At 58.8% G+C, this 11,490-nt stretch carries 18 protein-coding genes; 4 read left to right on the top strand and 14 right to left on the bottom strand.

The window, feature by feature from the left end:
* From ACTH5D_RS13415 to ACTH5D_RS13350, 14 genes are all read right to left on the bottom strand, one after another.
* The coding region (locus ACTH5D_RS13415; protein ID WP_441672067.1) for a GPW/gp25 family protein at positions 1-310 on the bottom strand (310 nt) is incomplete at its 3' end.
* 10 nt (positions 311-320) lie between these two features.
* The gene (locus ACTH5D_RS13410; RefSeq protein ID WP_441672065.1) at positions 321-518 is read right to left on the bottom strand and encodes a hypothetical protein; all 198 of its coding nucleotides are present in this window, start codon (positions 516-518) and stop codon (positions 321-323) included.
* Positions 518-1,033 (bottom strand): phage baseplate assembly protein V, encoded by a 516-nt coding sequence (locus tag ACTH5D_RS13405; protein ID WP_441672063.1) that lies wholly within the window; start codon positions 1,031-1,033, stop codon positions 518-520. Before ACTH5D_RS13405 ends, ACTH5D_RS13410 begins: the two co-directional genes overlap by 1 nt.
* Positions 1,034-1,095: 62 nt before the next feature.
* Positions 1,096-1,554, bottom strand: a complete 459-nt coding sequence (locus ACTH5D_RS13400) for a phage virion morphogenesis protein (RefSeq protein ID WP_441672061.1) — start codon at positions 1,552-1,554, stop codon at positions 1,096-1,098.
* Positions 1,544-2,056 carry a phage tail protein gene (locus tag ACTH5D_RS13395; protein ID WP_441672059.1) on the bottom strand — a complete coding sequence of 171 codons (513 nt, stop codon included), beginning with the start codon at positions 2,054-2,056 and terminating at the stop codon, positions 1,544-1,546. Before ACTH5D_RS13395 ends, ACTH5D_RS13400 begins: the two co-directional genes overlap by 11 nt.
* Positions 2,019-2,264, bottom strand: coding sequence for an Rz1-like lysis system protein LysC (lysC, locus tag ACTH5D_RS13390; protein WP_441672057.1), 246 nt, complete (start codon positions 2,262-2,264; stop codon positions 2,019-2,021). Before lysC ends, ACTH5D_RS13395 begins: the two co-directional genes overlap by 38 nt.
* On the bottom strand, positions 2,164-2,586 hold the full coding sequence (lysB, locus tag ACTH5D_RS13385; RefSeq protein ID WP_441672055.1) for an Rz-like lysis system protein LysB: 423 nt from the start codon (positions 2,584-2,586) through the stop codon (positions 2,164-2,166). Before lysB ends, lysC begins: the two co-directional genes overlap by 101 nt.
* Positions 2,583-3,068: a lysozyme gene (locus ACTH5D_RS13380; protein WP_441672053.1), complete on the bottom strand. Its 486-nt coding sequence runs from the start codon at positions 3,066-3,068 to the stop codon at positions 2,583-2,585. Before ACTH5D_RS13380 ends, lysB begins: the two co-directional genes overlap by 4 nt.
* Positions 3,058-3,264, bottom strand: a complete 207-nt coding sequence (locus ACTH5D_RS13375; protein WP_441672051.1) for a hypothetical protein — start codon at positions 3,262-3,264, stop codon at positions 3,058-3,060. Before ACTH5D_RS13375 ends, ACTH5D_RS13380 begins: the two co-directional genes overlap by 11 nt.
* A 46-nt stretch (positions 3,265-3,310) precedes the next feature.
* Positions 3,311-3,538, bottom strand: coding sequence for a tail protein X (locus ACTH5D_RS13370; protein WP_441672049.1), 228 nt, complete (start codon positions 3,536-3,538; stop codon positions 3,311-3,313).
* On the bottom strand, positions 3,535-4,008 hold the full coding sequence (locus tag ACTH5D_RS13365; protein ID WP_441672047.1) for a head completion/stabilization protein: 474 nt from the start codon (positions 4,006-4,008) through the stop codon (positions 3,535-3,537). Before ACTH5D_RS13365 ends, ACTH5D_RS13370 begins: the two co-directional genes overlap by 4 nt.
* Positions 4,009-4,120: 112 nt before the next feature.
* Complete coding sequence (gene gpM / locus ACTH5D_RS13360; RefSeq protein WP_441672045.1) at positions 4,121-4,804, bottom strand: phage terminase small subunit; 684 nt, start codon at positions 4,802-4,804, stop codon at positions 4,121-4,123.
* Positions 4,804-5,862, bottom strand: a complete 1,059-nt coding sequence (locus ACTH5D_RS13355) for a phage major capsid protein, P2 family (protein WP_441672043.1) — start codon at positions 5,860-5,862, stop codon at positions 4,804-4,806. Before ACTH5D_RS13355 ends, gpM begins: the two co-directional genes overlap by 1 nt.
* Before the next feature lie 14 nt (positions 5,863-5,876).
* The gene (locus ACTH5D_RS13350) at positions 5,877-6,695 is read right to left on the bottom strand and encodes a GPO family capsid scaffolding protein (RefSeq protein ID WP_441672041.1); all 819 of its coding nucleotides are present in this window, start codon (positions 6,693-6,695) and stop codon (positions 5,877-5,879) included.
* Between the two features lie 147 nt (positions 6,696-6,842).
* Between ACTH5D_RS13350 and ACTH5D_RS13345 the strand changes: the two genes are divergently transcribed.
* The 4 genes from ACTH5D_RS13345 (at position 6,843) to ACTH5D_RS13330 (ending at position 11,228) form a co-directional block, all read left to right on the top strand.
* The gene (locus tag ACTH5D_RS13345) at positions 6,843-8,624 is read left to right on the top strand and encodes a terminase large subunit domain-containing protein (protein ID WP_441672039.1); all 1,782 of its coding nucleotides are present in this window, start codon (positions 6,843-6,845) and stop codon (positions 8,622-8,624) included.
* Positions 8,621-9,664 carry a phage portal protein gene (locus tag ACTH5D_RS13340; protein ID WP_441672037.1) on the top strand — a complete coding sequence of 348 codons (1,044 nt, stop codon included), beginning with the start codon at positions 8,621-8,623 and terminating at the stop codon, positions 9,662-9,664. The genes ACTH5D_RS13345 and ACTH5D_RS13340 overlap by 4 nt, the downstream gene beginning before the upstream one ends.
* Before the next feature lie 126 nt (positions 9,665-9,790).
* Positions 9,791-10,552 carry a DNA adenine methylase gene (locus ACTH5D_RS13335; protein ID WP_441672035.1) on the top strand — a complete coding sequence of 254 codons (762 nt, stop codon included), beginning with the start codon at positions 9,791-9,793 and terminating at the stop codon, positions 10,550-10,552.
* Positions 10,553-10,616: 64 nt separating this feature from the next.
* On the top strand, positions 10,617-11,228 hold the full coding sequence (locus ACTH5D_RS13330) for a hypothetical protein (protein ID WP_441672033.1): 612 nt from the start codon (positions 10,617-10,619) through the stop codon (positions 11,226-11,228).
* The last annotated feature ends 262 nt before the right edge of the window (positions 11,229-11,490 follow it).

Genomic DNA, 11,490 nt, shown 5'->3' with positions numbered 1-11,490 from the left:
TGATGCTTTCGCCGTTATCGACTCGGGGGGCGTTAAGGCTCAGATCGAAACGGCCTGGGCGCTGGGTGGAGACCTGGCGGGTAATCTGCTGCACGCGCAGGCGTGGTTCCCACTTCATTAAGGCAACCACGGTGGCGGTGTAGGCGCGCAGTGCCGTAGGGCCGTTAAGCGGTTGGTCGATCAGTTCTGGCAGCAATGAGCCGTAATCACGCCGCATTACCCGTGAGCCAAGCGGGGTGGTGAGAATGTCGGCCACCGATTGCTGGATATGGGTCAGCGAATCTAGCTGAGAGCCGGTGTGTGCGTTCATGCCAGGCATCTCATTGCACCTTGTACTGGCCTGCGCTAGAGCCGGCGGTCACGGGGACTTCTGCGCTGCTCTGGATCTCATCCACCACTGCATTGGCAAGCGCTTCGGCTAGACGGGTAACCCAGCTGTGTTCGCCGGTGGCGGTGGCTCCTTGGGTTTGCATCTCGCTGATGATTCGGTTTTTTAGCTGGGTTTTGCTAAGGGCCATTACTTGCCTGCCTTAACGGTGCTGCTACCGTCGCCGTGGGGGTTGCCGGTGAAGTGGCAGATATGCTGCTGGGTGACGACGCCAGTGCCTTGGTTGTGCTTGATTAGCGGCGCATCGACAGTCACGGTGCCGCTGGCTTTGACGTCGATTGGCCCTACGCAGTCGATCAATAGCCGGTTATTGGCGTGGTCGTATTCAATACGGGTGCCATCCGGGAGCCATCGGCCAATCACCTTGGAATTGATGGCAGGTGCTGGGTGGGCATCGCTGTAGATGCCCGTTAGCACCACGCCAGCAGCGAGGTCGCCGCCCGGTGAAAAGATGATGACTTGTTCGCCTTGGGTGGGTGGGTTCCAGTCCCGAGTGGTGCCTGCACGCCTTTCAATCCACGGCAGCCAATCGGTGAGCAACTCACCGGTGTTGATGCGCACGCGGGCAGCGGTATGGTCCACTTCGGCGATGGTGCCTAGGCGGATCAGGTTGTGAAGCAGGCGGAGGAGTTCGGGAATATTCATAGCCGCTATCCTGCGGTGAGTTAAGACGCAGGCGAAGCAGCGGCGGGTGTGAGTAAGGTTGTTTACACCGAGCTTAGGTGGGCGAGCACTGAATCCATAATGTGCTCTTGATCCAGCGCCGTGAAACCGAGCAGCTCCCGTTGGGCGTACTCGACGCGGGGGCCGTCGCGGCTGACGCGATCCTTGAGGCCACGTTGGTGGGTGGTGGCCAGGCGCGCCACATTGCCGAAAAAGCCCACCACGGCGGTATCCCCCTGGTTAGTGGCCTTAAGCCATTTGGCGGTGGAAAGCTTGCTGAACATGGCGCGGCGACGAATGCTGCCTTGCTTGGCACGAAACGATTGCGGCTTACGCGGGGCGAAGGGTGTGCCATCCGGGTTGGTTTGGGCGCGAATGCGGTCACGCTGGCGGCGGCGAAGATCCCGCGCGACGTTGCGGGCCAGTGCTCGGCGCTGTTTGACGTCCAACCGTGCGAGTAGCGGCCCGACCCAGTCTTCCAGGGCTTGCAGGTCATTCGCCATTGTTTGCTTCTTCCTCCAACTCTTCACCCCATTCGGCAGCCAAGGTGTAGTCGGTTTGTGCTTCGTTATCGCGCATTAGCAGTTGCCAGCGGGATGGTGGGCAGCCGGTGGCTTCAAAGCGTGGCAGGGCGTGGTCGACCTTAATTTCGCCGGTGTCGCAATCTACCTTGGCGATGACCCGTTCGGTGAGTTTGATGCGTAGGGCGACATCTACCGATTTGTGGCTGAGGATCTCGGCTTCAAAGCTGACCGCCTCGGTGGGGTCGGCATCCGGCTGGTATTCGGCCAGCCAGTGCAGCAGCGGCACCATGAGGGTGTCGAGATCTGCACTGAAGTCGGTGAGTACCAGTTGGGCGGTGAACTGGTACTCGTGGGTGAGGTTGGGGCCCCGGCGAAATTCGATGCTGCCTTCTTCCACAAAGGTGAGCAGGCGTTCGGGATCGTTGGCGAGCGCCGGTACCGCGTTAATCAGGTGGGCGCGAAGTAGGTGGAGCTTTTTCATCGGCGGTCTCGTGGCAAGTAATGATGGCGTCTACCTCGGCGGCGCATTGCGCCCAGGCGGCTTCGGTGCGCTCTAGCTGCAGGTCTAGCTCGCCATTGGTATGCGGGTTACTGGCGGGGAGGGTGCAGGGGGGCGGCGTCGCGCACTGATTGATGGTAAGCATCGGCGCCGGTGACGGCGGGGCGGCCGCGCATCCTGCTAATAGCATCAGGCAGGCGAGCGGTAGCCCAAACGCGAAGGGTGGCGTTTTCACGGTGTAGCTCCTCTATGGTAGTGAGGCGGTTGGAAGCGGTGCGGGCCAGCGCCGCTTGCTGCTGGGCCAGGGTGCGCCGCTGATTGGCCTGGCGGCGGGCGTTATCCCATAGCGCGTTGATCACTACCTGGTGTTGCGCTTCGCGCTTTAGGGATTCAGCTAGCTGCTGTTCCGCGTTCTCGGCGCGGGCCTCGGCGGCGTTGGTTCGCTGCCAGAGCGCCCAGGTAACGGTAATGACCAGCGTTAAAATCACCACGGCGGCGAGTAGGCGGTTCATGGTCTTAGTTCCTCTTCAATGCCCTCCAGACACAATTCACGCTCGGTAGCACGGCGTGTGACCAATCCATTTAGCCGCTTACCACCGGCATACACCCAGCGGCTTAGCTCATGGCAGGCACCGTGCATGTCGCCAGCGTTGAGCTTGCGCAGCAGGGTGGAGCGGGCAAACGCGCCTTCCCCGACGTTGTACACAAACGAGGCCAGGGCGGCACGAGTGGGCGGTGGAAGCGCTATTTGGGCGCGTTGATCAACGGCATTGAAGGCATTGCCGAGATCCGCCTGTAGCAGTTCCGTGCATTCTGCCTGGCTAAGCGTTTGTCCCATGCGTGCCGTGGCGGTGTGGCCATAGCAGATGGTGGCGATGCCCACGGGGTCGCGGTAGGCGGTGGGTTCATACCCTTCGTAATAAGAGACCACGGCGGTGGCAATGCTCAGCGCCCCGGCAGTGGCGCCGATGGCAATGCGGCGTTTAAGACCCATGGCGGCGCTCCTCTAGATAGTGGCGGATGCGTTTTAGGTAGCGCGGTATCAGCAGTCCGATCTGCAGCGCGAGATAGAGTAGGGTCAGCACGGTGACCCAGTCGGCGGGTGTCATGCCGCCGACGTGCAGCAGCGAGACGACGGCCGGGGGTGTGACCTTGACGCTTTCGGTGGTGATTTCAAATTGGTGGCTCATGCGGGCCTCAATAGATGGCCATGCGCGGCAGCGGGCGCGGTTAGGTTCAGTCCCACAGTTGCACGGTGGGGGCTCGGCTGTGTGGTTGGGTTACCGTGGGCAATTTGACGGGGGTGCCGTCAGGTAGCAGCGGCCCTAGTTCGGCCAGCCCCGGATTGGCGGCCAGCACCTGTTCTGTAATGCCTTGGGTGCGCCCAAAGGCGCGGTAGCAAATGGCATCCAGGGTGTCGTTTTGCTGGGCGTGGACGGTTCTTAGCTCTATGGCGTTGGTCATATCAGTTCCACAGTGCTGTGCGGCCGACCTTCGATCTCGCTGATGGCCCAGGCGGCATCTCGCCGGTAGCTTTCAGCGGGATCTGCCAGTCGCTCGCCGCGTTCGCGGGCGCTGTTGGTGGCATCAAAATCGGCATAGCGCTCTATCACGCTGGCGTGGGCGGTGGAGTACACAGCGCGCAGATAGAGCACATTAAACACTTCCGGCGCTTGCCAGAGGGGAATGGGCAGCGAGGCCATCGTGTGAAAACCCGCTTCCACCTTGGCGGCTTGCCAGTGGCGTAAAACGCGGTTGACCGTCGCCATCGCAGCCAGCAGCGCGCTTTCGATTCGAGCGTCGGTGACGGTGCTATCCAGCCGGTGGGTTTCCCGGAAGTCGCTGGGCTGGATGTTTGGCCAGAAGCCATTGTTCTCGATGGCTGTGGCTTCGGTTTCGCTGCTGGTGGTGCCTGCCGAGATAAAGCTGCTCATCGGGTTACCTCTTTATAGCGACCTTCATGTAAAAGGGGGTGGGCGGCGTTCGAGCGTGAGCATTAGCGCTTGGCTCTTACGTCGCGCCCCCTGACGTCGGCGGTCGACTCGGTTAGCTGTCAGCCGTTGGCTGTGCAGCGTTCTGTTTTATTTCGCGTTCCAGGCGTTCGAGGTCTTTCTTCACGCCAATGCGGTCGTTAAGGGCCAGGGCGCGTTCCAGGTTGGTTTGGGCATCTTCCAACTGGCCGGTGGCTCTGCACGCGTAGCCCAGCGCCTTGTGCAGCTTGGCGCGGATCTGATCGTGCATATCGGCGTCGCGGGTGAGCAGCTCTACATCGATCAGGTGGACAAGCAGAGCGGTGATATCGACACCTTCTTCATCCAACTGCTTTAGTGCCTGATCGGCGACTTCCTCGGCAATAATAGCGGCGGTACCGCGCTCGAATTGGTCCGGCGGGGTAAGGCCGTGTTTGATGGCGTACTTGGCGATCGCAATGGCTCCGGCAAGGTCGCCGGCATCGATACGCCAGAGCATGATGCGCATCAGCACGTCATCTTGTGCACCCTGGCCCGCTTCCAGCGCCCCCGCGATGTATTCAGCGTACTTGGGCAGGATCTCGCGCTTGATCTCGGCCTTGCGCTCCATGGATTGGGTGGATTTGAGCAGGCGGTAATCTTCAAACAGCGCGGCTTGCATAAGCTCATACGCTTCGCCCTGCATGGGGGTTTCCCCCGCGTCAGCGGCCGCTTGGGCGGCGCTGACGCGTTCGAAGTGGCGGCGGGCTGGGCTGGTCATCACTTCTCCTTGATACCGTTTATAGCCGCTTCAGAGAGTTCGATGTTTTCCACTAGGCAGCCCGCGCCGAAGTCTTCCACCACGTAGGCGTCGTTGGAGGACTCATAGTTTTCGATGCGGTTGCGCTTGGGGTTCTCGGTGACATAGCGGCGGCGGGCGCCGTTCTGCCAGTAGACTGAGAGGTTATCCAGGGTGGTGACCATCAGCGCGTTGTCGGGGAAGAAGGGCACATCCATGCCTTGCAGCCCGCCGATGCGTTTTTGGCTGATGACCAGGTCGGCGGCCAGTTGCTCGCTTGGCGGTAGCTGGTTGAGCAGCGGGAAATACTTGTCGGCCATGAGATTGCGGCCAAGGATGACCACCAGACCGGGCAGACGGCGGAACCAGGGCGAGATCAAGTTATTGATCACGTCGTAAACCACGGCATCCAGTGAGGCGAAGTCACCGACGATGCCGGGTTCGTCCTTGATAGGCGTTGGATCAATCACAATCTTGCCGTTGGTTTTGCCGTCTTTCATCACGCGCTGAGGAGACTGGGTGCGGTAGTGCTGAAGCCAGCCGATGTTGACATCTTCCAGGTACGGGTTGGCCACCGGGTCGGTTTGGCTGGCGGCGGAGGTGCCGTTGAAACCAATCATCATGCGGTCCAGCGCCTGCTGACGAACGATGACATCGCGCACCATGGACTGGAAGTTGGGGAACTTGGCCCAGGCATCCAGCTTGGCGTAACCCAGGTGGGTGTCGAATTCGGTCATTCGGCACTCGTAGCCCTGGGCATCCAGCGTGGTGAGGTCGCGGGTTTTGCGATCCTGGTTGTTGACGTTGGTGCGGGCGGCGATAGGGCCGGTAACGCCGAGGGCGAGTTTTTCGCCTTTCAGCTCATCGACGCCGACCATGTTGATGCGTGAGAGAAAATCGCTGGACTCCTGAATGCGCTTTTCCAGCCGCTGCTGGATGGTGGGATCGACGGCGAATTTCTGGGTGGCGTCCGGGACGCCGTTGAGCTTCGCCACTTGGGCGGCGAAGCTGTTGAAGTGCGTTCGGGTATCGTTGCGCATGGGCTGAGTGTCTCTTAGCCGTCGGTTTCGATGGTGCCGTCGTTGCCAGTGGCGGGCGCGCGCGGCGAGCGGGTGGGGGTTTTATCGAGCTGGGTGTAGAGCTCATCGAACTCTTTTTTCAGCGTCTCGTGGGCGCTTTTTAGCTCAGCAAAGGCGGCTTGCGTGGGGCGCTTCTCCAGCGCGGTGCTCAGGGCTTGGTGTTTCTCCACGAACAGGCCAAGCGTCTCTTCCAGATCGGCCCGGAAGGCGGCGAAGCCGGCTTCCGTTTTGGCATCCTGCTTTTTGAACAGCGCCTTGACGCGCTCGGCCAGTGACGGGCCGCGCTCTTCAGGCTCAGCTTCCTCGCTGAATGAGAGCTCGGTTTCCAGAGCTTCAGAAAAGAGGTTTTCCGGGCGCTGCTTGCGAGCGGCTAGCGGGGAGTTCTTACCTTCCGACGCGCTGAATTTGAGCATGGAGGTGCCGAGCGAGGCGGGGGAGTCGGTGACGGCAAGGCCGACCAGGTAGGCTTCACCGCTGTCGGCAAAGTCGAGATCGATCTCCATGGAGGTATAGATCTTCTGGCGTTTCTCGACCATGGCCTTGAGCTCATCAGTCGGGTCGATCTCGGCGAATAGGCCTAGCTTTCCGTCGTCGCCTTTCTCGGTTTTGAGCGAGGTCACATCGCCGTAGGCTTTGAAGGGGCCATCCGGCAGCATGCCTTTGATGTGTTCCATATTGACCCGGCAGCCGTAGTTGTCGGGGTCGAAATTAGCGGCCATTTGAGTGAGCCATTCGGCGCTGATGGTGCGGCCATCGGTGGTTGCGCCTTCTTTTGCAATACGGTGCCAGGGCATGAGCGAGCCTCGGTGTGTGGGTTGGGCGTTTGGCTGCGGTCAGGTTCCGCGCACAGGGGGCTTGGCTCAATAAGCGCTGGGTGTGAGTAGCGTTACTTACCCCGAGCGGGGCGATATTCGCCCTGGCTGCGCGGGTACGCTGGCGGCATGACAGCCCAAGCGCACATTGACGACGATCACTACCGCCTCTCTGCCCGCCATCTCTATTGGATGGGGTGGCGGATTGCGCGCATTGCCGAGTTCCTGGATATCCCCCGGGCGACTATCGATAGCTGGAAAAAGCGCGATGCCTGGGAAGATGCCACGCCGACCCAGCGGGTAGAGGGGGCGCTGGAAGCGCGCCTGGTGCAGCTCATTTGGAAGGAGCAAAAAGAGGGCAAGGATTTTAAGGAGATCGACCTGCTCGGCCGCCAGATCGAGCGGCTGGCCCGGGTGCATAAGTACCAGGGCAGCGGCAAGGAGAGCGATCTAAATCCCAACATCGAGCGGCGTAACGAAGGGCCGAAGAAGAAGCCCGCCCGCAACGATGTGGGTGATGAAGGGGTGATTCAGATTGTCGAGGCGTTTGAGGCCTCGCTACTCGACTATCAGCGCGATTGGTATCGGGCGAAAGAAACTGAAGCTATCCGCAATATTCTCAAGAGTCGCCAGATTGGCGCGACTTGGTACTTCGCTCGAGAGGCGATCGCTGATGCCCTGGAGACGGGGCGCAACAAGATATTCATGTCAGCGAGTAAGGCTCAGGCGCATATCTTCAGAAATTACATTGTGCGCTTCGTTTTTGAAACGACCGGCGTTGAGCTGAAGGGTGATCCGATCATTCTGGCCAATGGTGCCGAGCTGCATTTTCTGGGTACCAACGCCAAAACGGCGCAGGGCTACCACGGCGATACCTACCTGGATGAGTATTTCTGGATTCATGGCTTCGAGCAGTTCCAGCAAGTGACGTCCGGGATGGCGATGCAGAAACAGTGGCGCGAGACCTATTTCTCTACGCCATCATCGGTCACCCATGAAGCCTATCCATTCTGGACGGGCAGCCACTTCAACGAGGGTCGCCCTAAAGCTGATCACATCAAAATAGATGTATCTCACAGTGCCTTGTCGGGTGGCCGACGCTGTGAAGATGACCACTGGCGGCAGATCGTAACGGTCGAAGATGCCGTCGCTCGCGGTGGCGACACCCTTCTCGATATTGACAAGCTGCGCCGCAAATACAGCCCCGATGCCTTCAATAACCTGCTGATGTGCGAGTTCGTGGACGACACGCAAAGTGCCTTCCCACTAGCGATGATGCAGCGCTGCATGGTGGATAGCTGGGATGCCTGGCGGGATCTGAAACCCTTCGCTCCCCGGCCTTATGGCGATCATCCGGTGTGGATCGGCTATGACCCGGCGGGTGATGGTGAGGATGGTGACGGTGCGGGGTTGGTGGTGATTGCGCCGCCCAAGTCGATGGATGGAAAACATCGAATTCTGGAACGCCACCGCCTCAAAGGGCGCGACTATGAGGCCCAGTCGGAGTTTATCCGCAGCGTGACGCGCCGCTATAACGTGACCTTTATTGGCATCGATACCTCGGGCCTGGGTGAAGCCGTGGCCCAGTTGGTGGCGAAGTTCTTCCCCACCGTGACCCGCTACCGCTATACCCCGGAAATGAAGTCGCGCCTGGTGATGCAGGCGCAGCAGATCATCAACAAAGGGCGGCTGGAATTTGATGCGGGTTGGGTGGATATCGCTCAGTCGTTTATGGCGATCCGCCGGGAATTGACCGCCTCTGGTCGCCAGATGACTTATACCGCCGGGCGCAATAACCAAACCGGCCACGCTGACCTGGCGTGGGCCACCATGCATGCCTTACACAATGAGCCACTTGATGGCCCGGTCGATCACGGCACGGGCCGTTCCCTAATGGAGATGTACGGATGAGCGAAGCGGCAGAAAAGCCGCGGGTACGCGTGCCCGCCTACGATGTGAATGAAGCGGGCAAGACGGCTGCGCCTGCCAAGGCGGAGGCGTTCAGCTTTGGCGAGCCGACGCCTGTAATTGATGGTTACGATTTCTTCTACACCGGCTGCTGGATGCTGGGCAATGAGTGGTACGAGCCGCCGGTGGATTTTCCCGCGCTCGCTCAGACCTACCGTGCCACGGCACACCATGGCTCCGCCATTCAGGTGAAGCGCAATATCCTGGTGCGGTCGTTCATTCCCCATCCACTGCTCAGCCGCCAGGCGTTTAGTGCACTGGCTACCGATTACTTTGTGTTTGGCAACTGCTATCTGGAGCGGATCTTCGGGCGCCTGGGCAGGCTGCTGGCACTGAAGCCGGCACGGGCAAAGTATGTGCGCCGCGGCGCTGATCTTAGCCGCTATTTCTGGGTGCCTAACTGGTCAGATCGCAGCGAGTTCGACGAGGGTAGCATCATTCATCTACTGGAGCCGGACATCAACCAGGAGGTGTACGGCGTGCCGGATTACCTGGGTGCGCTGCAGTCGATCTACCTGAACGAAAACGCCACGCTGTTTCGGCGCAAGTATTACCTCAATGGCTCCCATGCCGGGTTTGTGATGTACGTTTCCGACGCCGCCCACAACCAGGAAGATATCGACGCCATGCGCACCGCGCTAAAGGAATCGAAGGGCGTGGGCAACTTCCGCAACCTGTTCCTGTACAGCCCCAACGGCAAAAAGGATGGTATCCAAATCATCCCGATCTCTGAAGTGGCCGCCAAGGATGACTTCGCCGCGATCAAAAACATCACAAGAGACGACCAGCTCGCCGGCCACCGTATTCCCCCGCAGCTGATGGGCATCATCCCCAACAACACCGGCGGATTCGGCGACGTTGAAAAAGCCGCCAAGGTGTTTGTGACCAATGAGTTAGAACCGGTGCAGGCGGTGTTCAGCGAGATCAATGATTTGCTGGGGGAGGAGGTGATTCGGTTTAGGGAGTATTCACTAGGTGAATAAGAAAGCGCCTGGCATGACCAGGCGCTGATCGCTCGTTTCATCCCTGAAAACAGTGGGAGCGTCCCGGCCCCGCAAGCGATACCCACTACTGTATATCAATACTGTATATTTGAACAGGTATCATGGATGATGAATCGACCGATATTGCCCTGGATGGGCGGCAAGCGACGCTTGGCCAAACAGATCTTACCGATCTTCAAGCCGCATACTGCCTACGTGGAACCGTTCTGCGGTGGCGCTGCGCTCTTCTTCATGAAAGCGCCCAGCAAAGTCGAAGTGATCAACGACGCGCATGGAGAGTTGGTAAACCTTTACCGCATCGTGAAGCACCACCCGGACGAGCTGGTGAAACAGTTCCGCTGGGGGCTGATCAGCCGGGAAGAGTACCTCACTCAAAGAGAGATCGACCCACGCCACCTAACGGATATCCAGCGGGCGGCGCGCTTCTTCTATCTGCAGAAATTGGCCTTTGGCGGCAAGGTCAGCGGCCAATCGTTTGGCACCTCTGCAGTTTCCCCACCAAGAATGAACCTGCTGCGCATTGAAGAGGATCTCAGCGCCGCACATCTGCGCTTGGCTCGTGCGGTGGTTGAGCACCTGGACTGGGCGGAATGCATCAAACGCTACGATCGGGAAGGCACGCTGTTCTACCTCGACCCACCATACTGGGGCACCGCCGGCTACGGCTGCGACTTCCCGCTTGATGAGTACTACCGCATGGGCGAACTAGCCCGAACAGGGCAGGGGCAGTTTGTGATCAGCGTCAATGACACGCCAGAAATGCGCGATGCGTTCCAGGGCCTAACCCTTCACACCACCGAAATCCGATACACTGTAGGACAGAGGGCGACCGAGCCTCGGGGGGAGCTGATCATTACCAACCGCTAGGCTTGGAGTAAAGACATCAACCAAACCGCCCCGATGAGGGCGGTTTCTTTATGGAGAGTTCGTAATGATTACATTCAGCTTCCCTGGTATTTCCATTCCAGTTAAATCTGAGAATTACAATCAACTGATAAGTGCATATGACAAGTATTATCGTGGCAAATCTGATGATCTGGTGCTTAGGTTTGAGCTAGAAAACGCGTACTGGCGTTGCTATAAAAAAAGAGCATCTGCAGAGCTGATTGACGAGCTGGCTAAGTTAGAGTGGGGGGCCTTTAGAGCTTGGGACGTATTTGGTAAGTCTCATCCTGCGCTAATCCAATATGATTATGTCACTGATCAAGTCAAAGAAGGCTGGGGGCATCGACACCCAAAAAGCTGGATAGCCTTTTCAAGAATTGCTCAGCCAGTCCTGTATTTCTGTTCTGTCTTTTTTCTGTTTTTTGGCTGTCTGCTTGCTTGGGCATTGTTCTCCACATGGAGCCAGCTTGAGGTAAAAGACCTTGTGCGTCATCCGGGGAATACAGCTTTATTGTTTGTACCCTTCGCTTTCAGTCCTGGCGCCATCGCAGTCGGAGCAGTCGGATTGTACGCTTGGTTCTTATCTTCTCGTGCCTCTGCTGTTGACGCCCAAGTCTATAAGTTGAAACAGCTGCTTGATGATCAGCAGACTACTTAACTAACCAGCCCGCTGTAACCCACGGCGCGCCGTCGACTCCCCGCCCCGCCTGCGCGCTAAACCTGTGTGTTTTTATGCACCCATGCACTAGCTTCCAAGCCGCGCAGGGACTGGGCTTTATGGCCTTGTTACAGGCGTGCTTTCTCATGCGGAATCCTGCAAATTTATGGCATGGAGATAAGGCTAGTTATCCATTCAATAATTTGGGATTTATAGACGTTACAGAAACCACGCAATCAACAGGAATCCCCTTAATGCGTGC

The organism is Halomonas sp., from assembly GCF_052095695.1.
In the GTDB taxonomy this organism is placed as follows: Bacteria; Pseudomonadota; Gammaproteobacteria; order Pseudomonadales; family Halomonadaceae; genus Vreelandella.
This window is presented reverse-complemented; position numbering and strand designations above follow the sequence as displayed.

Excerpts from the sequence above, each read along its gene's own strand:
- lysC (WP_441672057.1), bottom strand. The coding sequence starts at position 2,264 with ATGCTATTAGCAGGATGCGCGGCCGCCCCGCCGTCACCGGCGCCGATG.
- gpM (WP_441672045.1), bottom strand. The coding sequence starts at position 4,804 with ATGACCAGCCCAGCCCGCCGCCACTTCGAACGCGTCAGCGCCGCCCAA.
- ACTH5D_RS13330 (WP_441672033.1), top strand. The coding sequence starts at position 10,617 with ATGATTACATTCAGCTTCCCTGGTATTTCCATTCCAGTTAAATCTGAG.
- ACTH5D_RS13355 (WP_441672043.1), bottom strand. The coding sequence starts at position 5,862 with ATGCGCAACGATACCCGAACGCACTTCAACAGCTTCGCCGCCCAAGTG.
- ACTH5D_RS13400 (WP_441672061.1), bottom strand. The coding sequence starts at position 1,554 with ATGGCGAATGACCTGCAAGCCCTGGAAGACTGGGTCGGGCCGCTACTC.
- ACTH5D_RS13340 (WP_441672037.1), top strand. The coding sequence starts at position 8,621 with ATGAGCGAAGCGGCAGAAAAGCCGCGGGTACGCGTGCCCGCCTACGAT.
- ACTH5D_RS13335 (WP_441672035.1), top strand. The coding sequence starts at position 9,791 with ATGATGAATCGACCGATATTGCCCTGGATGGGCGGCAAGCGACGCTTG.
- ACTH5D_RS13410 (WP_441672065.1), bottom strand. The coding sequence starts at position 518 with ATGGCCCTTAGCAAAACCCAGCTAAAAAACCGAATCATCAGCGAGATG.
- ACTH5D_RS13380 (WP_441672053.1), bottom strand. The coding sequence starts at position 3,068 with ATGGGTCTTAAACGCCGCATTGCCATCGGCGCCACTGCCGGGGCGCTG.
- ACTH5D_RS13405 (WP_441672063.1), bottom strand. The coding sequence starts at position 1,033 with ATGAATATTCCCGAACTCCTCCGCCTGCTTCACAACCTGATCCGCCTA.
- ACTH5D_RS13365 (WP_441672047.1), bottom strand. The coding sequence starts at position 4,008 with ATGAGCAGCTTTATCTCGGCAGGCACCACCAGCAGCGAAACCGAAGCC.
- ACTH5D_RS13345 (WP_441672039.1), top strand. The coding sequence starts at position 6,843 with ATGACAGCCCAAGCGCACATTGACGACGATCACTACCGCCTCTCTGCC.
- ACTH5D_RS13350 (WP_441672041.1), bottom strand. The coding sequence starts at position 6,695 with ATGCCCTGGCACCGTATTGCAAAAGAAGGCGCAACCACCGATGGCCGC.
- ACTH5D_RS13370 (WP_441672049.1), bottom strand. The coding sequence starts at position 3,538 with ATGACCAACGCCATAGAGCTAAGAACCGTCCACGCCCAGCAAAACGAC.
- ACTH5D_RS13395 (WP_441672059.1), bottom strand. The coding sequence starts at position 2,056 with ATGAAAAAGCTCCACCTACTTCGCGCCCACCTGATTAACGCGGTACCG.
- ACTH5D_RS13375 (WP_441672051.1), bottom strand. The coding sequence starts at position 3,264 with ATGAGCCACCAATTTGAAATCACCACCGAAAGCGTCAAGGTCACACCC.
- lysB (WP_441672055.1), bottom strand. The coding sequence starts at position 2,586 with ATGAACCGCCTACTCGCCGCCGTGGTGATTTTAACGCTGGTCATTACC.